This window comes from Polyangium jinanense (genome assembly GCF_028435265.1).
Taxonomy (GTDB): Bacteria; Myxococcota_A; Polyangia; order Polyangiales; family Polyangiaceae; genus Polyangium; species Polyangium jinanense.
This window is the reverse complement of sequence record NZ_JAGTJK010000001.1, coordinates 394281-415530: the sequence shown is the minus strand read 5'-3', so window position 1 is coordinate 415530 and position 21250 is coordinate 394281. Positions and strand designations below refer to the sequence as shown.

Below are 21250 nucleotides of genomic sequence, written 5' to 3'. Positions count from 1 at the left end.
CCGGCCCCACGCCGCTCTATCCCGTCAAGCCGCCGCGGCTTCCGGCTTGGACTCCGCTTTTTTTGCAGCGTCCGCAGACGCTGCGGCGGCCTTGGGCTTGGCGTTCCACACGCGCGTGGCGAAGAGCAGGCCCACGGTGGCGACCGGGAGCATGGCGAGCGGCCATTGCTTCCAGTTCGCCGGATCCTTCGCGGCCTCGCCGGAGGGCAGGATGCGGGCATACAGGAGCGACTGGAAGCCCGTGCCGAGGTACACGAATCCGTCGATGATGCCCGTGGCCACGCCCGCATTCTTCTTGCCGCCGAAGTCCATGCTCGCGGTGCCGGAGAGCATGCCGTGCACGCCGATCACGCAAAGCGACATGAAGACGACGGCCCAGCCCGTGATGGTGCTGCCGAGCACGGCGAGCGTGACCACAGCGCCCAGGAGTAGGCCCGCATAAAGGACCGACGCGACCGGGCCGCGACGCGATTCGAAGACGTGGTCGGAGATGAGCCCCGCGAAGATGCCGCCGAGGATACCCGCCACGCAGAGCAAGACGCCCCAGTTCGCCGAGACGAACTCCTTCGTGACCCCCGTCTTGTCGGCGAAGACGAGGTACCATTTCATGACGGCGTTCCGGAGGAAGCCGCTGCAGAACTCGATTGCGATGATGATCCAGATGACCTTCTGGGAGAACATCCTCCGCGCGACCTCGGCGAGCCCGACCGGCTCGCCCGTGTCGCCGCTCGACGCGTCGGCCGTGTCGAAATCAGCAAAACCCGCTTGTCCGGGCGTATCGCGGATGATGAACGCGTCGATGACGAAGAAGCCGACGAGCAAGGCCGCCGGGACCATGAAGGCTGCGGTCATGCCCATCGCTTTCGCGATGAAGCGGCTCCAGTCGTAGGCGAAGTAGAGGCCGAGCGAGATCAGGATGCCGAAGACGCCGCCGAGCACGCCACGCTCGCGGATGTGGAACCAGGGCGCATTGACCTTGACGATCGAGACGGCGCCGAAGCTCTGGAAATACATGTTCCCCGCGAAAAGCACGGTCATCGCGGTGACGACGGAGCCGTGATCCATCTGGCCGGCCTGCGCGCGCATCGTGACCACGCCGAGCAGCGCGTTCATGAGCGCCGAGCCGCCGGCCGCGATGAGGATCGTCGCGCGGCCGCCCCATCGATCCGTGAGCGGGCCGTTCAGGAGGAAGGCCACGCCGTACAAGATGGAACCCACGCCGTCGATGTCGCCGTACTCCTGCTTCGTGAGCAGACCGATCTTCTCCATCAGCGACGCGTTCGCCGAGAGGTTGTAGCGGCCGAAATAGAGCAGCGCGTACGTGAGCCCGAGGGGGAACCAGTTCAAGAAACGCCGACGCTTGAAGGCTTCCGAGTGACCGAGGTCGATCTTCGGCAGGCGGCTTGTGACCACGGCGATCGCCGCGAGCAGGAGCACGATCGGCAGGAGGTTCTTGAGCCAGTCGGGCATGACGGACCCCATCCTACCCGAGCCTTCCCTCCGTTCGCACGCGTAAAGCCACGTTGCAGCTCCGCGAAACGCCTGCAACGCTGCGCCGTCCCCGACACCACGGAGCGAAGAACGGCGCATGATGCCCGAAGAGAGGATCGAGGAGGTGGAGCTCGCGACGGACCCGAACGTCGTGCGAAGGGACAGGCTCCTCGGCGCGATCTTCGCGGAAGATCCGGAGAGCTGCCTCGTCCAGCACGGGGTCGTCGCGTCCCACGTGGTGACGACGAGCGCGCCGCCGCAGATCCTCCTCCTGCCCACGCGTGATCGCGACGCGCTGGACAAGCTGCCGAAGCTGCTCGCGCAGATCGTGGCCTCCACGCAACAAGCGCCCGTGCCGATGCACGTGGTCGCGGTCGGCGGCGGTCCCGAAATCGTGAACGCGCTGCGTCGCGCGTCATCGAGCGACGCGGCGGCGACGAAGATAGGCTTTCACCACGTCGACGACGCGAGCCGCTTCGCGCACGTGAACGGGCCCAAGCTCGCGCTGCTCGAACGCGCGGCCGAGCGGATCCGCACGACCGAGCCACCTTCGCCCGAGCGGATCGAGGAGGCGCTCGTGAAGGGGAGAAACCTCGCGCAGCGCGATCGACGCGCGGTCTCGCGGCTGCGCGGTGGGACGCCCGTGACGATCGGGATCATCGCGATCTGCGCGGTGCTCGGCGTGCTCACGTTGATCTGGAAGCAGAGCATGGGGACCACGCAGGCGCTCGTCTCGCTCGGCGCGACGAGCGGGCCCGCGGTGAAGAGCGGCGAGGTGTGGCGCATCTTCGCCTCGGCGTTCCTGCACGCGAGCGTGATGCATTTCGTGATGAACATGGTCGCGCTCTGGAGCCTCGGGCTGATGCTCGAGCCGATCCTCGGATCGCGGCGCTTCCTCGTGCTCTACGGCCTCTCCGGCCTCGGCGGCGCGCTCGCGACGACGCTGCTCGGCAGCGGGCAGTGGAGCGTCGGCGCGTCGGGCGCGATCTGGGGGCTCATGACCGCGGTGCTCGCGATCGTCCTCTTCCCGCGCGGCATCTTGCCTCCGCTCTTCATCACGCGGCTCAAGCAAGGCGCGTGGCGTCCGCTCGTCCCGAACGTGCTCATCAGCTTCTTCCCGGGCGTCGACTACCTCGCGCATTTCGGCGGCGGGATCCTGGGCTTCGTGGTCACGGCGCTCTTCCTCGGTCGCGGGCTCAAGCCCGTCGAGGAGCGCATCGACGAAGGCGACGTCGAGCCCGGCCCGCGCCCCTTGCTCTCGCTCGCCGCGACGCTCGTGGGCGCGGTGATGCTCGTCTCGATCGGCGCGGGCGTGGCGCTCGGCGGACCGTGGACGATGAAGAAGCCGCCCGCGATGACGCGGACGACGCTGCCGGACCTGGGTTTGTCCGTGGAGATGCCCGCGCCGCTCGCGAAGAAGCCCGCGAAGGAGGTGCGCGAAGGCATGCCGGTGCTCACGTTCGGGGACATCGACGCGTCGCCCGTGTTCGTCGAGATCCTCGTGGTGGATCTGGAGCAGGCGCCGCCCGCCGAGGAGCTCGACGCGTTCGTCGAGGAGATGCGCGCCGCGGCGGACGAGGCGGCGCCGGCGAAGGCGACGCGGCTCGACAAGGCGCGGATCGAGACCGTGGGCACGCGGAAGGTGGTGCACGTCGAGCACGAGCTGTCGATCGGCGGCGAGTCGTTCTCGCTGCGCACGTACTTCGTGATCGTCGGCTCGCGCGAGCTCATCGTGCGCGGGTATGCGCGCAAGGGCGGGCGGCCCGAGGGGTGGAAGGGGATCGAGGAGAAGGTCGTGGCGTCGATCGAGGAGCGCTGAGCGGCCTCACGGATCCACGAACGTCGGATCCTCGATCGCCTCGGCGCTGCACTCGCTCGGCGCCGTCACGGGGTTGCAGCGCGAGGGCGTACCGTCCGGGATCTCGACCCAGTATTCGGCCTCCGGGACCTTCGCGGGGAAGTCCGTCGAGACGAACTGCGCGCCGCTTGCGATCGCGGCTTCCCGCTCGATCGTGCTGCCCGTCTCGATCACGTCGCCGGCGTTCCCATCAGCGCGCGTGCGCACGAGCATGTTCGCGGCGAGCGCCTCGGCGATGGCGGCCGCCTCGCCGACGGGGTTGTTGATGATCGCGATCGCGGCCCACGGATCGGTGGGCGAGGCGTCCGCGAAGAGGATCCGACCGGCGAGGCTCGTATGGTTTTTCGTGTACGCCTTCCGCGCGTCACCGGAGTCATCCAGCGTGAAGAGCACGTGCCCGCGGACCTCGCCGAGTGTCGGCCAGCCTTTCGAAAGAACCGCTTCCCGTAGCGTGGGCGCGTCGGCCTGGACCTCGTCCGGGACGAGGATCCGATCGTCCGGCCAAACGCTGCGGATCTCCTCGTGCAAGGCCGCGAAATAACTCTCCGCCCCGGCCTCGTCGGCCGGCACGGCGTCCTTGATCTCGAATTGCACGACGATCGGGTGATGGGCCCGGTGCGCGTCGGACCAGTTTTTCAGGACCCGCAGGCAATCCGTGAGCTTCCTGCACGTCGTCTGCTCGTCGAGGACGGGCAGGTGATACACCTCGAACGATTCGAGATCGTGGTCGTACCGCAGATCCAGCTCGACGTGCCGCACGCCCTGCGCGCCGAGCTGCACGTCGAGCGGCGCGTGCGTGTAGCGCCACTCGCCGACGGTGTTCCCCTCGGTCTCGATGTGGTAGCTGTTGTGCGTCGATTTCGTCTGCAAATGGTTCAGACGAAGGACGTCGTCGAGCGGATAATCGAACTTCGGCGGCGGCTCCGGGGGTTTGACCGCGGGCGAATCCCCTTCGCCGCCGCACGCGGCGAGCGCGACGACGAGGCCGAGGCACGCCGCGGCCCGAAAGCGGAGAGACATCGAAAAAAACCTTTCGATCAAGGTCCGTAGGCGAAGTACGTGGCGCTCACGGCCCAGCTCCCGCCCGACTCGACCGTGTTCACCGCCCACTGGAACGAATGCTGCCCGGGTTTTCCGAGCTCGGGCGTCTCCCAGACCTTCGGCGCCGTCATGCTCCCCGGGCACCAGTTCGCCCGCGGGGCCTTCACGCTCGAAATGGCGCCGCAGGGATTTTCGAGGCAGTAGGTAAAGCTGTTTCCGCTCGGCCAGGTGTGCATCGTCTCCGTGCAGAGATCCTTGCAGTCCGTCCGCCACGGCTTCCACGTGTCGATCACGGCGCCGTCGACGGAGACCGTGTGCGTGCGGTTGCAGAACTCCTCGGCGGGCCCGATGCAACCCGAACCGGCGTTGCCGCCTCCGTGGCCGCTCGTGCGAAATTCGATCTTGCCCGACGTCGTGCCCTCAGGCACCTCGAAGTTGAGCGCGCCCGGCCCCTCCGCCGTCGTCTGCGACCCGTAATGGAGCGATTTCACCGCGAGCACGTTCCGCGGCGGCGCGCCCGGGACCATTTCGAGCTTCGCCGTCACGTTCCAGCCGCCGTTCGACCCCGAGACCATGCCCGCGCCGTCCGAATACGTCGTGATGTGCGCGCGCATCCGATGCTTGCCCGGCAGGCCGTTCGCCACGTCCGTGACGTCGATTTCGAGGTGCAGCGGCCCGCCGAACGGCGTGATCGCGTGCATCACCTCGAGACCCGGCGGCTCCGTCGCCGGGTCCATCGGATCATCGAGCGAGATGTCGAAATTGCGATCGAACGCATCGCAATCGGCCGGCCAGTTCTGCCCTTGCGGCGGCGGGTTGTCGAGCCACTTGTCGAACGGATAACAGGTGCTCGCGAGGTCCACGACGAGCTTCGCGCTCGCGAACGGGCCGTCCTTGAAATCGACGTCCGCGAACACCGTCTGGAAATTCGGCTGGCTCCCGTCGCTCGTGATGCGCGTATCGTCGAATGGGGTGATCGTGTACGGATCCGCATACGACGGCCCACCGCCGCCGCCCTGGCCGCCGCTGCCGCCCGAGCCGCCGCTCGCGCCTTGCCCGCCCGCGCCGCCCTGGCCGCCCGAGCCTCCCCCGCATCCCACAAGCCAAAGCGCGCCAAGCAAAGCAGCAAAGCCCACGCGCACGGACGGCACGTTCCTCATCGACCACCTCCGGGCGCGAGGGTACCGCAAGGTCGAACCCGGCCGCTAGCCATCTCCGCTGACAGAATCTCCCCTCCCCCACCCGCGCCGCCGGCGCTAAAGAGCCGAGCCGATGAAAATCATCAAGGTCCAGGACGACAGACAACGCCGTCACATTTTCACAGCTCCACCGAGGCGTGTCGTCTCGCTCGTCCCGAGCGATACCTACTCGGTCATCCGGCTCGGCGCCAAAGACCGCCTGGTCGGCAGAACCCGCTTTTGCATCGCCCCCGAAGGCGAAGTCGAGGCGATCGAGGACGTCGGCGGCACGAAAGACGTCGACGTCGACAAGGTCCTCGCCCTCGAGCCCGACCTCGTGATCGCGAACCAGGAAGAGAACACCCGCTCGCAGATCGAGCGCCTCGACGCGGCCGGCGTCGCCGTGTTCGTCTCGTTCCCCAAGCGCGTCGCCGATGGAATCGCGCACCTCGCGCGCCTCGCCCTCGCCCTCGGCCTCGATCGCGACGACGCTGCCCGCTCGCTCCTCGCCTCGGCGTACCACGCGCACCGCGAGGCCGAGAAGCACCGCGGCGAGCGCGTCCCCGTCCGCGCGTTCGTCCCGATCTGGATGGATCCGCTCATGACGGTGCACGAGGAGACGTTCATCTCCGACATGATGGATCTCGTTGGAGCGCAAAACATCTTCGCGGACCGCAGGCGCCGCTACCCGCTCGCCGCCGATCTCGGCAAGGCCACGCCACTACCGCCCGAACGCGTGGGCAACCGGGACACGCGGTATCCGCGCGTCACCCTCGACGAAGTCGTCGCGCGGCAGCCCGAGATCGTCCTCCTGCCCGACGAGCCGCACGCGTTCACCGAGGACGATGCCGAGGTCTTCCGCAAGCTCGACATCCCCGCCGCGAAGACCGGCCGCGTGCTCCTTTGCAACGGCAAGGACCTCATGTGGTACGGCGCGCGCAGCGTGGAGGGCTTCGAACGGCTGAGGCGCCTGGTGAACGGGGGCGAATTGGAGTAGGAAGCGCCCCATGACTTGGAATCGGGAAACCGTCCACAAAGAGCTGCTCAAGGTGTTCGGCCAGCACAAGCAGACCGAGGTCGACGTGAGCGAGACGAGCGAGATCGTCGCCGATCTCGGCATCGATTCGCTCGGGGTCATGGAGGTGCTCGCCGACATCGAGGACACCTTCAAGCTCCAGATTCCGGACGACGCGCTCCGCGAAATCAACACGATCGGCGACGTCGCGACCGCGATCCTCACCCGCCTCGAGCGCGACGGAAAGCTCGAAGCATGAGCGCGCCTTCGCCCCGCACCGTCGCGCAGGCCATCGAGGACGCGGCGGCGAGCAGCAGCACGGGTTACCGCTTCCTCGACGAATCGCCCGACGTCGCGCCCTTCCACTCGTACGCCGACGTCGAGCGGATGAGCGCTCGCTACGGCGGCGCGATGCAGGCCATGGGCCTGCGCAAAGGCGATCGCATCGCCCTGATCCTCCCCGACAACGCCGATTTCGTCTTCGCGTTCCTCGGCGCCGTGCGGGCCGGCATCATCCCCGTGCCGATCTACCCGCCCACGGGCCTCGGCAAGCTCTCGGGCTACCTCGAAAACACGCTGCACATCGTGGCGAAGAGCGGCGCGCGCGTGCTGCTCACGAGCAGCGAGATCAAGAAGATCCTCGGCACGATCCAGGCCCAGGCGCCGGGCCTCGAGAAGGTCGTCGCGGTCGAGGGCGTGCGCACGTCGAGCGACAAGCTCCGGCCCGAAAAGATCGACCTCGACGACGTCTGCTTCCTGCAGTTCACGAGCGGCTCGACCGCGCGGCCGAAGGGCGTGACGCTCACGCACCGAAACCTCGCCGCGAACGTGCACGCGATCATGCCCGTCGGCCTGAGCATCAGGGACGGCGTCGATCACGGCGTCTCGTGGCTACCGCTTTACCACGACATGGGGCTCATCGGCTTCGTGATCGCGCCGGTCTACCACCGGAACTCGATCACGTTCCTGCCGCCACTGCTCTTCCTGAAACGCCCGGCGCGCTGGCTCGAATCGATCTCGAAGTACAAGGGCACGATCTCGTTCGGCCCCAATTTCGCCTATGCGCTCGCGGTCAAGCGCATCAAGGAGAGCGAGATGGAGGGGCTCGATCTGTCGAGCTGGCGCATCGCGGGCTGCGGCGCCGAGCCGATTCGCGCCGAGAACCTCCGCGCCTTCGCGGAAAAGTTCTCCCGCATCGGCTTCGACGAGCGCGCGTTCGTGTGCTGCTACGGCATGGCCGAGTCGACGCTCGCGGTCTCGTTCAGCAAGATCTGGACAGGCGTGCGGACCGATGTCGTCGACGGCGAAACGCTCTGGTCGAAGGGCCGCGCCGAACCCGCGTCGGAAGGCTCGCCGCGCGCCTCGGGCATCGTCGAGTGCGGCATGGCCTTCGAGGGCCACGAGATCAAGACGTTCGCGCCCGACGACGAGGAGAGCGCGCGCCCTTTGCCCGAGCGCGAGGTCGGCGAGCTGCGCATCCGCGGGCCGAGCGTGATGCAAGGCTACTGGAACGACCCGGAGGTCACGAAGCGGTCGTTCGCGGGCGGCTTTTTGCGCACGGGCGACCTCGGGTACATTGCGGAGGGTAAGGTCTACATCTGCGGGCGCTCGAAGGAGGTCGTGATCGTCAACGGCCGCAACTACTACCCGCAGGACATCGAGTGGGAGGCGAGCCAGGTCGAGGGCGTGCGCAAGGGCAACGTCATCGCGTTCGGCACGATGAAGGGCCCCTCGGATCGCGAGCGCGTGGTCATCGCGTTCGAGACGGGCGAGAAGGACGAGGCCGGCAAGAAGCGGCTCGAAGCCGACGTGCGCAAGGCCGTGCAGCAGAGCGTGGGCCTGACCGTCGACGACGTCGTGCCGCTCGCGCCGGGCGTCCTGCCGAAGACGTCGAGCGGCAAGCTGCAGCGCGCGAAGACGCGGGAGCTGTACGAATCCGGAGAGCTTCTCGGTCGGACGAGTGCGCGCGAGGTGGACAAACTCGATCTCGTGAAAGAGATAGCGAAGAGCCAGATCGGATACTTCCGGCACCGGCTCTTCGGAAAGAGCGACGATTAAAATGAAGAAGACCTACAAGGGAAGCTGTCATTGCGGCGCGGTCCGGTTCGAAGCGGACCTCGATCTTTCGGCGGGCACCGGCCGGTGCAACTGCTCGATCTGCGCGAAGGTCCGGTGGTGGGGCGCGATCGTGAAGCCCGACGCGTTCCGCCTGCTCGAAGGCGAGTCTGCGCTCGGCGATTACCAGTTCGGCTCCATGAGCGGGCATCACCTCTTCTGCAAGACGTGCGGGGTGAAGCCGTTCGGGCGCGGATACGTCGAGGAGATCGGCGGCGCGTACATCTCGATCAACGTGGGCTGCCTCGACGATGTCGATCCGGAGGAGCTCGCCGCTGCCCCGATCCAGTATTTCGACGGGCGCAACAACAACTGGTTCAACCCGCCCGCCGTCACCAAATATCTCTAAAACCCCGCCTCCACCGATAGCTGCGGGATCGTGATCGGCCCGAGCAGTCGCGGCTGACAGATCCCGCGGGCGCACGTCACGTCGAAGACCTCTTTGCTCAAGGTCGCATTCTGCATGTCGAGCACGAGCGAGACGAACCCGGTCTCGCCGACCTTCCATCGCCGCGACACGCGCAGATCGAGCCGATAAAACGGCCGGACCCGCGGCGGATCCTCGATCACGGTCCCGCTGCCCGCCTCCTGCGCGGGAAAACCACTGTAGAACACGTGCCGCACGCCCGCCTTCCAGCCCTTGCCGAGGTCGTAGAGCAAGGCCACGTGCGCGACGTGTGTCCGATCGACCGCCGAGGGCGTGGTCAGGCCGCTCTTCGACGTGCGCGTCGAGCGCGAGAGCGTGTACGAGGCGAGGAAGAGCAAATCCTTGCGTAATGCGCCGCGCGCGGAGACTTCGAGACCATACGCGTCGCCCGTGCTGCGGGAGAGGAACCGGGCGGTGCCGAGGTTCGTGCCGCGCTCGGAGCCGATCGGGTCCGTGAGGTTGAACGTCACCTGGCGGAAGAGCGAGCCGCTGATCTCGACCGGAATGGGCGAGAGTTTGACCTCGGCGCCGAAGCTCGATTGCAAGGATCGCTGAAGGCCGCCCGTGATGCCGCCGATTTGCAGCGCCGGCAGCGGCGCGAAGCCGGGGAGCTGGGACGCCACGCCAAACGAGGGAACGATCCGCACGCGCTCGCCGACGCCGAACCGGCCCGTGATCTTCGGGTCGATCGCGAGCGCCGTGTTGCCCATCGACGTGTAATGGTCGACGCGCAGCCCCGGGGTGATCGTCGCCCGATCCGAGAGGACCACGAGCGCGTCGGCCCACGCGCCCACGGCCGTGTCCCAGCGGCTCGGAAAAAGCGCGCGGAACGCCTCGTCGAGCTCGCCGAGTGGCCCGGAGGCGCATTCTTCGAGGGAGATGTCGCAGGGCTCCTTGTGCACGATGTCGTAACGATCGACCATCAGGTCGACCCCGCCGCGCAGGAGCGCCTTTCCCCCGCCGATCGGCTTCGATCCACGCAGCCGCGCCCCGATCTTCCAATTGGTCGCGCTCTCCGCGCCGACCTTCCTCGATCGATCGAGCCCGAGCATCACCGCCGCGCGGAGTTTTCCGCCTGAATCGAATTCATGATCGTATCGGAAATCCAGCCTGTGAAAATCCGCGTCGAGCAGGACGTCCTTCTCGCCGCTCGCATCCCCCGTCGTCGTGGTCGCCAGATAATCCCACGCCCCGAACGCGAGCGCCGTGAACCGGCCACGCTCCCCCACGCGACGGCTCACGCGCGCCTGGTAATCACCGTACCCGAAATCGACGTTGTCGATCAGCGCCGAAAGAATGTGCCCGCCGAACGCATAATGCCCGCCGACGAGGACCGTCGTCTTGTCGCCGATCGGCCCCTCGATCACGCCGCCCACGTCCACGAACCGGAGCGCGCCCTCGCCCTTCCATTCATTCGGAAACGGCGCCGCCTCGGCCTCGACCGCCGCGCCCGCGAGCCGCCCGATGTCGGCCGGATACGGCCCCATGTGCAGCGTCACGCGCGAGACGAGCGGCGCCGGAATCACGCTCGGCCCCGCGCCCACGTGAAAAAGCAGGGGCACACGCACGCCGTCGTAGAAAAATCCGATGTTCCCGGGCGGCGCGCCGCGAATGTAATAGTACGGCAGTCCGCTCGCCGTCGGCGTCACGCCCGGCTGCACCTCGATCGCGCGGTACGGGTCGCCGAGCACGCCCGGCATCTCCCGGATGTCCCGGCGCTTGAGCGAGACCGACCCCGCCGGCGCCCGATCGCCCTCGACGGTCACCTCGATCGGCTGAGGAGGCGGCGGCTCAGGCGCGGGCTCCGCGGACAGAGGCGCGGGCTCTTCCGGCGGCGCGGTCTCCGCGGGCAGCGGCTCGTCCTGAGCGAGCGCAGGAGCGGCGGCGAGGGACGTGGCGAGCGCGAGGCCGAGCCCGCGCCGGAGCGCTCTACACATCAAACATCCGAAAGGCCAGCCGCCTCCATCACGTCGATCGCCGCGGCCAGTGTCTTGTCTCCGCGCATCACGTGGCGCAACTCGGAAGGCCCCTGATCCCGCAGATGCGTCCCCTTGGCCGCATGCCGACCAAGCACCTCCGTGAGCCCGTGGAGCAACGGATGCCGGTTGAGATCGACCGGCAGATCGCCCTCGTGCAGCGCGGGTTCGAGCAGCCGCGCGATCTGCCCCTCGGACCAGCCGAGCGACTTCTGCGCATCGACAACGACCACGCGGAGCTGCGCCCAGAACAGCCGCTCGGCGCGCTCCGCCGCGGGACCGAGCAGCGACTCGGCGCGCGTGCGGAGCGCGGCGCTCTCGTCCTTCGATGCGCGGCGCATCTCCTTGTAGACCTCGCTCACGAGCCCGAGCAGATGCGGGTTCGGTCGATCCGCCGTGAGCATGTGCCGCTCGGCGCGTTCGAATGCTTCGAGCAGCGCCGCCTCGGTTTTGTCCCAGCGCCGCTGCGCGATCTTGAGCCGCGCCGAGGAGCAGAGCGCGGTGACCATGTCGTGCTCGGCGAGCGCCTTCGTGTCGGCCGTCGCCTCGGCATCCTCGAAGACGGGCTCGAGCCACGTGCGCAGGCGCTCCACGAGCGCGTCGATCTCCTCCTTCGGATCGCCCGCGACCATGCAGAGCGCGACGCGCAGAAACATCGCTTGCCGCGCCTCGGCGTCTCGATCCGCGCGGTTCTGGCAGAGCAGCGGGATGGCTGCTTCGAGCTCGGCGGCGGCCTCCTCCTGGCGGCCGCGATCGAGCTCGGCGCGGGCGAGGTCGAAGTGCAGCGATCCGAGCCGATCTTTCGGATACGTCGGCTGCTTCTCGGCGCTGGCGATGGCGAGGCGTTGGTAGCGCGCGGACATGCCGGCGTTGTTGTCGAGCGCGTAGGCGAGCGCCGCGATGCGCGCTGCCTCGACGTACCGCGGATGCTCCCGCCCGAGCTCGTGCGCGATTTCCATGGCCTTTTCCGAGGCGACGAGGGCCTCGCCGAGGAGCTTTGCCTCGAGGTAGGAGCGGACCGCGGAGATGGCGCTGCTCAGCCGGCTTTCGACGTCGCTCATGGCGGGGCGGATTGCATCACGTGAGACGGCGACGTGCAACGCGGTCGCAGGATCTTGGACGGGTGGACGGCAAGGCGGCGACGGGGAGGGAGGACCGCCGGGGCCGAGCTGAAGGGACCGGAGCTCGAGGGCCCACATCTGGAGGCCCCATTGCAACGATCAAACGGCGTCCACGGCGGGGAATGCGCGCTCGATTTCGGATGGGCGGGAGTCGTCAACAGAATCTAGGTCGACCAATGTCTGGGACCGCGTGCGCAATGTGCAGCATCCGCCCTGGACGGTGCTATCCTATCGATATCTCGCGCGCGCCGGCCCCGTTTCTGGATGGCGCATGACCGCGCGGATGGTCATGCGCGTCGGCGCCGCGGGATGGACGTCAACATCGGATGTCATGAGGTGACCCATGTCCAAAAATGCTCCTATGAGGCAAAAGTTCGAGATCCACGAACTCGTCGCCAGGTTCGCGGATTGCGTGAACCGCAAGGCAATGGATCAAATGCCCCACCTCTTCACGCCGGACGCGGTGCTCGACATCCCCGGCTTTTCGCAGCACATCGTCGGCCGCGATAACATCATCACGTTCCTGACCGACATCCTGAGCCTCTGGAGCGGTATCGTTCAGGCGGTCCACTCCGGCACCGTCGTGCTCGTGTCGGACACGCACCCGCAGCGGGCCACGGGGCGCTGGTACCTGAGCGAATTCGGCGTGAAGGAGAACGTCGACACGTATGTGGGCGGCGTCTACAGCGATGACTACGTGCGGACGGCGAGCGGATTCCGGTTCACCCGGCGTCGATTCGATCTCCTTTACCTCCGCGCCGGCACGAGCGTCACGGCCCAGCCGTTCCCCGCCGACCTGCCCTGAAGAGCCTCGCAGAGCCACGACCACCTCGTCGGCCCGCTCCACCCGCGGCGCCTTGCGCGCTACGGGTGGAGGCTCTGGAGCTCGCGACAGAAGACGTTATCGGGACCGGCCAAACGGCACGCCTCGGTGGCGCTCTTCTTGTCGCCTCGGTCGAGGGCCGTCGCGGCGGCGCGCCCGAGCGAACGCGGCCCCGCGTTCTTGTGCGTATCGGCCGCCGGACAAGGGGGCGTGCGCGGCGGGGGCGGGGACGGGGGGCAGAAGGGCGGCGGCTCGACGGTCGGGCTTGGCTGCATGGGGTCGGTCACGAGCGGCAGCACACCTGCCCCCGGCCGCAGAGCGGGCACCACGAGCGTGAAGTGATTCGCCCAGGGCGACTCCCTCCGCGAAAGCAGAGAGAGGAGAAGGGCGACGATGCCAGCGGCGACCGCAAAGCGGCGCGTCCATGGCCCCCATGCGGCCGTGGTTGGCCCTGCAGGCGGAAGGGCGGCCGGGATGGAGGTCGAAACGGGCGTCGGCCGCTCGCCTTGCGTGTCGTCCTCGACCTCCGCGGCGCCAAGCCTCTCGACGAGGAACGGCGGCACCGCGCCCCGACGCGCGTCCTCGACGCCGACGCGCTGGAGCGCCTCGCGCATCCTCCGGTTGACGCGCCGCAAGGCCGCGTCGACGGCGTCTTCTGTACGGTCGAACGAAGTGGCGACTTCGCGAATCGAGAGCTCGTCGAAGAACCACGCCGCGACCATCTCGCGCTCCTGCGCGGACAGGGAGTCCAGGAAGCGGTGGAGGAGCGAATCCGTTTCGTGAATCGAAACGTCGCCCTCGGGGGTGGACGGGGCAACATCGTCCTCGTGGAGGAGCGGCGCGGCCCGCTCGCGCACCTGGGCGCGCTTGTGGTGGGCGTGGGCCACCGTGCGCATCCGGGAATGCACCCAGCCCCCGATCTCCTTGGTAGGGTCGTACTCCTCGCGCTTTTTCCAGCAAGAGAGGAGCGTCTCCTGCACGAGGTCGGGCACATCAGCGGCGAGGAACCGGCGCGAGAGCCAAGCTTGCAGCTTGGTCCGTTGCGATTCCAGGGCTCTTGCGAATTCGCGTTCGTCCATGGCGACCTCGATCAAACCAGACAGCAAAGGGTGTGGGGGCCGGCGAGCGCGACCTCTCCCACGACGTTACCGCCCGCGGCAGCGCAGGAACCGGCGTGATACACGGGCAGAGAGGCCGTCTTCGCGCCGAGCGCGCGGCCCTTGGGGACGACATCGTGGCACCTCGGACCGTCCGACCATGCGCTTGCGATCAAAGGGGACGTGGTGCAGGCGGCATCGGCGAAGATGGAGACGTCCGAAGAGCAGAAGCTGCCCTCCGGCGCGCCGCAGGTGCAGGCGGTGCAGGTGCGTTCGTCCTTGTATGATTCGTAGACGACGGACGCCTCGACGTACCCCTCGGCCGGGCAAGCGTGCTCGCCCGTCAGGTACACGCACTGCCGAAAGTCAGCGGGCGGCTTGGGGACGCAGTGCTCGTCCGATTCGCACGTCCCGAAGGCGCTGCCCTCGCAGACGCGAGCCATGCGGCTCCACGAAGGCTTCGGCGGGGCGGTCGTGGTGGCGCCCGTCTTGTCGATCACGGCGCAGCCGATGTCTTCTTTGCCGAGCGGCCCGACGGTCACGGATTGCACGCAGGGAGTTCCCGGGCCGCAAGAGAGTCCCGCGGCGATCGCATTGTCCGCGGCGCAGGTGCCGTCCCAGGCGGCGGGGGGATCATGCGGAGTCGCGGCGGTGCCCTCGGGCGGCGTGCAGGGGGCGGCGTGGGCGGTGATCGTCTCGGGGAGGGAACAGGTGCCGTCCGAGGGGCCGCAGGAGCACGGGCCGCATTGCTTGGGTGGAATGACGAGGTCCGCGAACCAGACGAACTGCTCGACAGGCGCGTTGTCCGGGCAATCCGGCGCGCTGCCGTCGTTCGGGCCGATCCAGACGAGGACGGGGCCGAAGCTTTTGCCGGGGTGGAAGGGGACGCATTCTGCGTCACCGTCGCAAGGGAAATCGCAGGGGCCTGTGCTGCTGCTCGGGCCGGCGTCCCCTCCGTCGCCGCCGTCGGTGCCGGCGTCGGGGGGGCTGCCGCCTTCACCGCCGCCTCCATCCAGTGGTACAACGGTTATCATGCCTTCGCTGCACCCTGCAAAGACGCCGAGTATCAACGCGACTAAAGATACTCCTACAATTCGCATGCTCACGATTCCCTTGCCCATATTCACTTTGCCTCGCTCAGAAAATTGACACTCAGAATCACTCCGAAGGTGAGCCGCAATAATGGCGACCGCCAATAGGGCACGGTCTCCGGGCCGACCGTGCGTGGGTCTAGCGCTATGGCGATACTGCGTAGCTGCATGGTTGCATCGCCGTAGCCGACGAGGGTGAACCGATCGGATAAATGCAGCCGACCGTTCAAACGCGCGCCAAAGCCGACGGAGAATGCATCCGATCCAGTTACGGCAAACGAGGGGTTGGTTTCGACTTGCAGTTGGCTCACGCTGAGGACACCACATGCATCCACATGCGGCAGAGCGAGGCACGGAAGGAGAGAGCCCGTCCATGCAGTGGTTCGCCCACTGAGCTGGCTGTCCCCCACGGACGATCCCGGGGTGATGACACCTCGAACCTCTCCCGCCAAGGCGAAACGAAGCCAACGAATGCCCAGCATCCCGCTCCCGCCGACGGCCACACTGGGCAACCCGTACGGCGCGATGGCCGGCCCTAGCGCCGCCTCCACTTGGAACGGCGTCTTCTCCTCTGCCGCCGGCGTCCGCTGCGCCCACAACGGCGCCGTCCCCTCCCACGGCGTCAGCGGCGCCTCCGACGGCTCCCCCGCCATCGAGTCCAGGAAGGCCGGCGGCATCTCCATCCTCAGCTCGGGAAGCTCCACCTCGAACCGGGGCGGCGCCAGGAGCCACGGCGGCGGCTCCTCCCCTTCCCACCCGCCCGGGCCAAACCGGATCCGGATCAGGGTCGCCGCATCATAAACGAGCTCCCGGCAGTCCTGGCTCGTGATCACCCGCCGCCACTCCCCGTCTTCCGTCGGGTTTGGCGCGGAAAGCTCGGCCTCGATCCCCCTGCCGTTCGTCCGGGTCTCGATGCGCAGCGTGGCCGCCGCATCGTCACGGACGAGCAGATACCCGAACTCGCCCGCGAGGATCAGGCCAAACTCGTCCGCATTCGGGCATCCGCGTCCGGGGAGGTTGGCCTGGTAATCCAGACGGAACGCAATCTGCGGAGGGGGCTCGGCGGCGGAGCTGCCCGAGAGCGACAGGACGGCACATGCGGCGGCGATAGCAACAACCCGTTCTATCATGACGAACCCTACGTTGCCCGAGTTTGGCCGGGACCGCAAGGGGGGTTCGTCCACGGAGCCGACGCGGAGCCGTGTCGCCCGTCTGGGCTCGAACGACAGCGGCTCCGCGCCGGTCCCCGAATTCGGTCCGATCGTGGGAGGATGCGACCGGCAAGCCCCCGGACAAACATTTCGTTGGTCCCAGGTAAGAGAACCGGCGCGGAGCCCTGCCGCCTGGCCAACCACGCACACGACCCCGCGCCGGCCGGGATCCTTACCGCGGACAAACTCGACGGTCAAGCCCGGGGACAAACTTTTCGTTCACGGCACGCGACGGGTGGTGTAGGGTTCCGAAAGAAGGGAGCACGTCATGAAGCGCCGTCAGAGGTTCGCCGCCACCGTCGCCATCGCCGTCATGGTCACCGCGGGGATGGGGGCGTACCGGGGGGACCGGCAAGTTCCCAGAGAGGAGCTTTGCGAAGTGGATGGCCTCTCGTACTTGTACGAGACGTGCACGCAGGACATGAGACTTGGGCTTTGCAAAGGGATCTCGACGGAGTTCGAGGTTCCCTGCCAGGTCGCGTGCGTGAGCCACATCTGCCCGGACGAGGCCGCATGTGTGGACGACGATCCCGTCGGGTGCGCGCCCTGCGACGACATGGATGGTGCGGCGTTCTGGTACACGCTCGAAATAGCCGTCTGGCGCTGCAGTGCCAGAACGATCGCCACCCGCGATGAACCCTTTGACCCAGCAGCGTTCATGGCATGTTATTGGGCCCAGGTGGAGCACCTCTGCCCCGCGCTCGTCGATACGGACTGGGACGAGCGGGTGGGCAGTGCGTTCGGTGGTTACCCCGCCGATCGCCCCTCCCGCCCTGCCTCACCTACGCGTCGCGCGCTGGGCGCGAAATAGGTAACCGGCAGGCGCGTTACTCGGCGGAGTCGACCCCACCCTGAGAAGCCCCCTCGCGCGCTCTCTGTTCCAATGTCTCGCGCCACGTAACGTAGGCGGGACATAGTTCCTTCTTCGCTACGTCCCTGCAATCGCGCCAGGCCCGGGACTCGTGCGAATCCCATTCGCCGTTGCCATCCTGATCATCCATGAGGTGATTGCAGCGCTCCGAGGCAATCTGACTGTTACGCCAGAAGGTGGCGCCACTCGGGTCCTCGCAGGGGATCCCACACCACATCGGGTCGAGCTCGGTGCAGCTGATTTGCTCCGGGCAGAGGCGCATCACACAGCCGGCCTGGCACGCGGCACTGTACTCGTCCTGGATGCCGCACGGCCAATGGGCTCGGCTGTCGCACCAGTCGAAGACGAACCCGAGGTCCGTCTTGCAGGACTCCGGGCTCGGCGGATGCCAATCATCCGCGCGCGACCCCAAGCCGAGGTTCAGGAAGGCGACGGCGGCGATGGTGATGATCGCGATTCCATGACGTCTCATGTGGTGATCCCCTTCGTCGCTCCGTTGCGTGGACGCTACACCACAGGGTCCGCGAACGCGAGCGTGCTCGTCTCCATCCCTCAGATCCCGCCCTGTCCCTCATCGCCGGGATACGCCCCGGCGCTCCCCGCGCCACCTGCCCCCTGCGCATCGGACCAGTAATCGCCACTGCCTGCGCCGACGCCCACGCCCACGGTGATGAAGGTCTCGCCGGTGGGCGACGGACCAGGTCCGCCCGCCGCGGCGTCCACGTCCAGGCAGATGGGCGCGAGGGAAAACTCGGCCTTGCAACCGGTGCGTCCGTCAATACGTCCCGCCCGGCGAAGCTCATCTATGCACCGATTTTCGGTCCAAGACCCCTGGTCGACGACCTCCGGATCCTCGACCCCCTTCAGCACCACAACCGTGTTGGGACGCCCTCCATAGTTCTCGCAAGTCAACACCGCGTTGCACTTGACCGCGGGCCCCTCGACTCTTTGGTTCCTGTAGTCCATCTGGGTCATCTTCGGATTCTTGCACTTGTCCTCCGAGCACCCGCCCCCGAACAAGACCACCCCCGCCACCAGCACCCCGATCCCCAGCGCCCGCATCCTCACCCTCCGGCCCGCCCCGGGAACCTACGAGGGCGCAACGGGCCAACGTTTCCGCGGCGAGCCTCGACGCAATCGCCGACCCGCTCCACGCGGTCGACGCGCCCCTCCACGAATTCATCGTGCAATCCGACGATGACCTCGTCCTCGCCGACGCCCTCCTCGCTCTCTCCCCATGCAATCGTCGACCCGCCCGGCGCCGTCGTCCCCTCCCCCCGACGCCCTCGCCGCCCGCCCCCTCGACCTCGTCGCCGGCCGCGACGCTCTCGTCGACCCGCCCGACGATCCCGCGGGCCCGCTCGACGTGATCGTCGACCTCCCCCGACGACTTCACCGACCCATCTCGACGACATCGTCGACCCCTCCCGACGACATCGTCGACCCCTCCCGACGACTTCACCGACCCTCACCGTCCATTTCGTGCTGAATCACGCCCGCCCCTCGACGGCTCGATTCCCCTGGTTACGTTCCCGCTTCTCCCGCAACCCTTGCAAAAGAGGTATCGCGATGTCCAATGTAGCTGCAAAGCCCTATACCGGTCCGCTCGAATTCTCCCTCAAGGATTGCGAGGCCGACCTCGTCGACCTCGCCCCGGGCGCGATGAGCCACCTCCGCTTCGAGCACGACGGCCTCGCCGACGTCCTCGCAGAGCTCGCCACCAGCGTGCCGGCGCTCGGCGACGAGGCCGGCATCTCGCCGAAGGTCTATCAGCGCCTTCTCGATTCCAATGCCTCGATCGACAAACTCGCCGCCCACGAGCTCGTGCTCGCCAAGGCCCTCGAGGTCGTCCGGGAATCACGCGCGAAGAAGGTGCACGAGCGCGAGAACGACATCGCCGCGATCGTCGATTCCGCGAAGTCGACGGCGCGCCGCGGCGGAGACAAAGGTCTCCTCGCGGCATTCGAGAAGACCATCAAGTACAACGCGCAGGTCGCCGAGAAGGCCGCGAAGACCCGGCGCAAGAATGCCGAGGCCGTAAAGCCCGCGGCCCCCACCGGCTGACCCACGCAAGGAGTGGAACGGCGGCGCCCTCTCCCCCGCGCGCCGCCGTCCCCTTTTCAGGCCAGCGCAAACGCATGCGCCCGATGCGCATCCCGATGCGCCAGCCGCGTGATGGCCTCACGCAGCACGTCCTCGCGTAGCTCGCGCGGCGTCACGCCATTGCCGATCCCCTGCAGCAAAGGCACGCGCGGCGACCGGCCAAAGGATCGCTCCGACAACCCGTCGAGGAGCAAGAGCCGCCCCTCGGAGTCGACATTGCCGAGCGTGTCGTGCCACAGCCGCAGACCAAGCCGCTCGAGCAGCCGATGGATCGCCTCGCGCTCCGCCTCCGTGTTCGTCCCGTGCAGCGCGCCGAGCGTCGTGTCGAGTGCGATGCCCACCGCGAGCGCCTCGCCCTGCCGGATGCGCCGCTCGGTGTGGAGCTCGATCCGGTCCGCCGACCACGCCCCGAACGCGAGCGGTCCCTCCGGACCGTAGATGTCCTCGTGCGGCGCCGTCGCCGCGAGGTCGGCGTGCAGGGCCGCGCTCTGCTGGAGCAACTCCGCGACGGCGTCGCGCTCGCCCGAGGCGAGCCGGTGCGCGTGCGAGACGATCCAGCCGAAGAGCTCCGCGTCCCACAGGAGCGCAGCCCGTACGGCCTGGACGAGGCCGAAGACCTTTTCGCGCGTCTTCTGGGTCTCGACGAAGCGTCGATCGCACACGACCGCGTACGGCGGGCGGAACGTGCACAGGAAGTCCTTCGCGCCGAACGCGTTGATGGCGCTCTTCGGCAGCACCGCGGGTCCGGCCTGCGCGAGCGTCGTCGTGGGCACGCGGACGACGCGCGGCGCGCTCTGCACCATCGACGCGGCGAAGCCCACGAGGTCGAGCAGCGACGCACCGCCCACGACGAGCAGGACCGAACGTCGATCGAGCTCCAGGGCGTGGACGTACGCCTGCAGGCGCGCAGGTAACGTCGCGTCGTCCTTCATGCTCTCGCCCCCGCCCTGAACGATCGGCGGAGCCACGAGATCCAACACGTCGTTGTGACACCGGGCATACCGCTCGATGTGCAAATTCAGCTCGGGCTGGGCAGCGAGCGCACCACGGTCGACGATGGCCGCAACGCGGTGCCGGACGTCGGGCTCACGCCGGACGATGAGGTGGAGCAAGTCACGGTTCATCGGCGAGAACACGTCGCTCGTGAAGCAGACGGGGTACTCGAACGACGATGCCGAGGCTCTGACGTGGACAATCACAGCGCTCTCCGGGAGTGAGCACGCCTGCATGCGGCGTACCGACCCGTCGAGCGCGATCGTGAGCACAAACGAACAATCCCCGGGAGGCAGGGCCTACCGGGGATTGCTGTACTGTCTCGTTTCTAGTCTTGTCGGGGCGAGAGGATTTGAACCTCCGACTCCTCGGTCCCGAACCGAGTGCGCTACCAGGCTGCGCTACGCCCCGTACGCCGCGGGCTTTCGCCACCGACGTGGGGGCGGACCATGCTCGCACCGGACGCTTCTGTCAAGTCCTGTCGAGCAGAGATTTCATCCGACCGGCCATCGCCCTGGGCGCCCTCACGTCCGCCGGGGACGTCGGATGGGCGGAAAAATCTTGAAACGCAAGCAAAAAAGTCGATCCAGGAGCAGCCGGGCTCGTGTTAAAGTGCTACTGGAATCGAGGCGAGACCTGGGGGCGCTCAGAGCCCCCCCAGGCCGAACATGCGGCGACTCCAGGGGGGGGTTCGAGGAAGTAGCCCGGCGGTCCGGGCGAAAACCTCGGGCGTCGACGAGAGCTCTTTCCACGTTTGGGGGGTGGGGGGGGGGGGGGGGGGGCCCCCCCCCCCCCCCCCCCCCCCGGGGGCGGGGGGGGGGGGGGGCGGGGGGGGGACA

At 67.8% G+C, this 21250-nt stretch carries 19 protein-coding genes and 1 tRNA gene; 8 read left to right on the top strand and 12 right to left on the bottom strand.

Annotated features, from left to right (window positions below; all coding sequences use genetic code 11):
* Positions 1-24: 24 nt before the first annotated feature.
* Positions 25-1470, bottom strand: coding sequence for an MFS transporter (locus KEG38_RS01790; RefSeq protein ID WP_272417208.1), 1446 nt, complete (start codon positions 1468-1470; stop codon positions 25-27).
* 118 nt (positions 1471-1588) lie between these two features.
* Here KEG38_RS01790 and KEG38_RS01785 point away from each other — a divergent pair, with 118 nt between their 5' ends.
* Positions 1589-3310 carry a rhomboid family intramembrane serine protease gene (locus KEG38_RS01785; RefSeq protein ID WP_272417207.1) on the top strand — a complete coding sequence of 574 codons (1722 nt, stop codon included), beginning with the start codon at positions 1589-1591 and terminating at the stop codon, positions 3308-3310.
* 6 nt (positions 3311-3316) lie between these two features.
* Here the strand turns inward: KEG38_RS01785 and KEG38_RS01780 are convergent, their stop codons facing one another.
* Both KEG38_RS01780 and KEG38_RS01775 read right to left on the bottom strand, forming a co-directional pair.
* Positions 3317-4369, bottom strand: a complete 1053-nt coding sequence (locus KEG38_RS01780; protein WP_272417206.1) for a Ca2+-dependent phosphoinositide-specific phospholipase C — start codon at positions 4367-4369, stop codon at positions 3317-3319.
* 17 nt (positions 4370-4386) lie between these two features.
* Positions 4387-5550, bottom strand: a complete 1164-nt coding sequence (locus KEG38_RS01775) for a peptide-N-glycosidase F-related protein (RefSeq protein WP_272417205.1) — start codon at positions 5548-5550, stop codon at positions 4387-4389.
* Between the two features lie 112 nt (positions 5551-5662).
* On the opposite strand from KEG38_RS01775, the gene KEG38_RS01770 reads away from it, so the two are divergent.
* The 4 genes from KEG38_RS01770 to KEG38_RS01755 are packed head-to-tail and all read left to right on the top strand — an operon-like array spanning position 5663 to position 9047.
* Positions 5663-6565 (top strand): ABC transporter substrate-binding protein, encoded by a 903-nt coding sequence (locus KEG38_RS01770; protein WP_272417204.1) that lies wholly within the window; start codon positions 5663-5665, stop codon positions 6563-6565.
* A 10-nt stretch (positions 6566-6575) separates the two neighbouring features.
* Positions 6576-6842, top strand: a complete 267-nt coding sequence (locus KEG38_RS01765) for an acyl carrier protein (RefSeq protein WP_272417203.1) — start codon at positions 6576-6578, stop codon at positions 6840-6842.
* Complete coding sequence (locus KEG38_RS01760) at positions 6839-8641, top strand: fatty acyl-AMP ligase (RefSeq protein WP_272417202.1); 1803 nt, start codon at positions 6839-6841, stop codon at positions 8639-8641. Before KEG38_RS01765 ends, KEG38_RS01760 begins: the two co-directional genes overlap by 4 nt.
* Position 8642: 1 nt before the next feature.
* Positions 8643-9047 (top strand): GFA family protein, encoded by a 405-nt coding sequence (locus KEG38_RS01755; RefSeq protein WP_272417201.1) that lies wholly within the window; start codon positions 8643-8645, stop codon positions 9045-9047.
* Here KEG38_RS01755 and KEG38_RS01750 read toward each other — a convergent pair.
* On the bottom strand, positions 9044-11062 hold the full coding sequence (locus KEG38_RS01750) for a TonB-dependent receptor plug domain-containing protein (protein WP_272417200.1): 2019 nt from the start codon (positions 11060-11062) through the stop codon (positions 9044-9046). The genes KEG38_RS01755 and KEG38_RS01750 overlap by 4 nt on opposite strands.
* Complete coding sequence (locus KEG38_RS01745; protein ID WP_272417199.1) at positions 11062-12162, bottom strand: hypothetical protein; 1101 nt, start codon at positions 12160-12162, stop codon at positions 11062-11064. The genes KEG38_RS01750 and KEG38_RS01745 overlap by 1 nt, the downstream gene beginning before the upstream one ends.
* 421 nt (positions 12163-12583) lie before the next feature.
* Between KEG38_RS01745 and KEG38_RS01740 the strand changes: the two genes are divergently transcribed.
* Positions 12584-13027: a nuclear transport factor 2 family protein gene (locus tag KEG38_RS01740; RefSeq protein ID WP_272417198.1), complete on the top strand. Its 444-nt coding sequence runs from the start codon at positions 12584-12586 to the stop codon at positions 13025-13027.
* 59 nt (positions 13028-13086) lie between these two features.
* Here the strand turns inward: KEG38_RS01740 and KEG38_RS01735 are convergent, their stop codons facing one another.
* From KEG38_RS01735 to KEG38_RS01725, 3 genes are all read right to left on the bottom strand, one after another.
* Positions 13087-14124 carry a sigma-70 family RNA polymerase sigma factor gene (locus KEG38_RS01735; protein WP_272417197.1) on the bottom strand — a complete coding sequence of 346 codons (1038 nt, stop codon included), beginning with the start codon at positions 14122-14124 and terminating at the stop codon, positions 13087-13089.
* An 11-nt stretch (positions 14125-14135) separates the two neighbouring features.
* Complete coding sequence (locus tag KEG38_RS01730; protein WP_272417196.1) at positions 14136-15176, bottom strand: hypothetical protein; 1041 nt, start codon at positions 15174-15176, stop codon at positions 14136-14138.
* Positions 15177-15265: 89 nt separating this feature from the next.
* A complete protein-coding gene (locus KEG38_RS01725) occupies positions 15266-16363 on the bottom strand; it encodes a hypothetical protein (protein WP_272417195.1) in 1098 nt (365 codons plus the stop codon).
* A gap of 349 nt (positions 16364-16712) precedes the next feature.
* Between KEG38_RS01725 and KEG38_RS01720 the strand changes: the two genes are divergently transcribed.
* A complete protein-coding gene (locus KEG38_RS01720) occupies positions 16713-17255 on the top strand; it encodes a hypothetical protein (protein ID WP_272417194.1) in 543 nt (180 codons plus the stop codon).
* 16 nt (positions 17256-17271) lie between these two features.
* On the opposite strand, the gene KEG38_RS01715 is transcribed toward KEG38_RS01720, so the two are convergent.
* Entirely contained in the window at positions 17272-17787 is a 516-nt protein-coding gene (locus KEG38_RS01715) for a hypothetical protein (protein ID WP_272417193.1), read from the bottom strand.
* A gap of 80 nt (positions 17788-17867) precedes the next feature.
* Complete coding sequence (locus tag KEG38_RS01710) at positions 17868-18290, bottom strand: hypothetical protein (RefSeq protein WP_272417192.1); 423 nt, start codon at positions 18288-18290, stop codon at positions 17868-17870.
* Between the two features lie 594 nt (positions 18291-18884).
* Here KEG38_RS01710 and KEG38_RS01705 point away from each other — a divergent pair.
* Positions 18885-19379 carry a hypothetical protein gene (locus KEG38_RS01705; RefSeq protein WP_272417191.1) on the top strand — a complete coding sequence of 165 codons (495 nt, stop codon included), beginning with the start codon at positions 18885-18887 and terminating at the stop codon, positions 19377-19379.
* A gap of 56 nt (positions 19380-19435) precedes the next feature.
* On the opposite strand, the gene KEG38_RS01700 is transcribed toward KEG38_RS01705, so the two are convergent.
* The gene (locus KEG38_RS01700) at positions 19436-20617 is read right to left on the bottom strand and encodes a 3-dehydroquinate synthase family protein (RefSeq protein ID WP_272417190.1); all 1182 of its coding nucleotides are present in this window, start codon (positions 20615-20617) and stop codon (positions 19436-19438) included.
* A gap of 131 nt (positions 20618-20748) precedes the next feature.
* Positions 20749-20822 (bottom strand) — tRNA-Pro (locus tag KEG38_RS01695).
* Positions 20823-21250 lie beyond the last annotated feature (428 nt).